The sequence below is a fragment of the Micromonospora sp. D75 genome (assembly GCF_018070405.1).
Classification (GTDB): domain Bacteria; phylum Actinomycetota; class Actinomycetes; order Mycobacteriales; family Micromonosporaceae; genus Micromonospora; species Micromonospora chalcea.
Genome location: NZ_JAGPXV010000885.1, coordinates 1 through 1,854, shown reverse-complemented (window position 1 = coordinate 1,854; position 1,854 = coordinate 1). Strand labels below are relative to the sequence as shown.

Annotated in this window: 1 protein-coding gene; it reads right to left on the bottom strand. The window is 76.3% G+C overall.

Annotated elements, in window-relative coordinates; all coding sequences use genetic code 11:
• On the bottom strand, positions 1-1,854 hold a 1,854-nt coding region (locus tag KBX39_RS30315), incomplete at both ends, for a polyketide synthase dehydratase domain-containing protein (RefSeq protein WP_210873829.1).

The following is a 1,854-nucleotide window of genomic DNA, read 5'->3' as shown; positions in this document are numbered from 1 at the left end:
ACGACACCCGCCACCCGACCCTCGGCGGAGACCGCGGCAACCAAAGCGGCGACCTGCGCCCGGTCGGACACGTCACCGGCGGCGATCCGCACGGCCGCGCCCCGCGCGGACACCCGCACCGACAGCTCGCCCGCACCGGCGGCTTCCGGACCGCGCCGCGACACGAGCACCAGCGACCGCACGCCGTGCACCGACACCAGGTGCTCCGCGACCAGCGCCCCGAGCGCACCCGTACCGCCGGTCACCAGCACCGCGCCGTCACCCAGGCTGGGCGTCTGCGCGGCCGTGACGCCGGCCCGGACCAGGCGCGGCGAGTACACCGCGCCCTCGCGGACGGCGAGCTGGCCGCCGGTCGTGGCCGGTTCCCGCAGGACGCCGTCCAGCAGGGCAACCAGCGCGGCGTCCAGGTCGCCGTCGACGTCCGCGAGGACCATGCGGCCCGGGTGCTCCGACTGCGCCGACCGCAGCAGACCCCACACCGCCGCGCTCGCCAGGTCGGTCACCCGGTCGCCGTCGCCGATCGACACCGCACCCCGGGTCACGACCACGAGCCGCGAGTCCGCCAGGGCGTCCGCCGCGAGCCAGGACTGCACCGTCGCCAGCACGTCCGAGGTCACTGCCCGGACCGACTCCGGCGTCGCCGCGCCGGGCGCGGGGAACACCGGCAGCAGCAGCGTCCGGGGGACGAGTCCGTCCCCCGCGACCGTCGCCACGTCGGCGTACGTGGGCATTCCTACCGGTGCCGGCAGCTCCAGGCCGCCGGTCACCAGCGCCCATCCGGAAAGCTCCCCGGCGGGTGCGGCCTGCACGGCCGGCCACCGCAGCTCGAACAGCGACCGCGAGGCCACGCCCGGCGCGGCCGCGCCGGTCAGCTCTCGCAGGACGAGGGAGTCCATCGACACGACCGGCGCGCCCACCTCGTCGTACGCGGCCAGCCGCAGCCCGGAGCCGTCGCGGGTCAGGCGCACCCGCAGCGTCCCCGCGCCTGCGGCGTGGACCTGCACGCCCTCGAAGGCGAACGGCACCCGTGGTCCGCTCGATTCCTCGCCACCGAGCAGCAGCCCGATCGGGTGCAGGGCGGCGTCCAGCAGCGCCGGGTGCACGCCGAATCCGGCGCTCTCCGTGGCGGCGGCCTCCGGCAGGGCCACCTCGGCGAACAGTTCGTCGCGGCCGACCCAGGCGCGCTGGAGTCCCTGGAAGACCGGCCCGTACGCCAGGCCGTGCTCCGCCAGCGTCGCGTACCACCCCGCGAGGTCCACCTCCGACGTCGGGGCGGGGGGCCAGGTGATCGTGTCGGGCTCGTCGGCGGTGGACGCCTCCAGCACACCCTCCGCGTGCCGGGTCCAGCCCGCCTCGGGATCGTCGTCGGGGCGGGAGTAGACGGCGACGGGACGTTGCGGCGACTCCGACGTGGACACCCGCACCTGAATGCGTACGCCGCCGGATTCGGGGAGCACCAGCGGGGCGGCCATGGTCAGCTCCCGCAGCCGGGAGAGGCCCACCTCGTCGCCGGCCCGTACGGCCAGCTCGACCAGGGCCGTGCCGGGTACGAGCGTCAGCCCGGAGACCGTGTGGTCGGCCAGCCACGGGTGCGTGGTCAGGGAGAGCCGGCCGGTCAGCACCATCTCGTCGTCGCCGGCCAGGTCCACTGTCGCGCCGAGCAGCGGGTGCCCGGTGCGGCCGAGTCCGGCCCCGGACACGTCGCCCGTACGCGCCCGGCCGGCGGTGGGCCAGTAGCGCTGGTGCTGGAAGGCGTACGTGGGCAGGTCGACGCGGCGCGCGCCGGTGTCGGCGAACCACTGCGTCCAGGTCACCGGCATCCCGTGCACGTGCAGTTCGGCCAGGGCGTGCAGC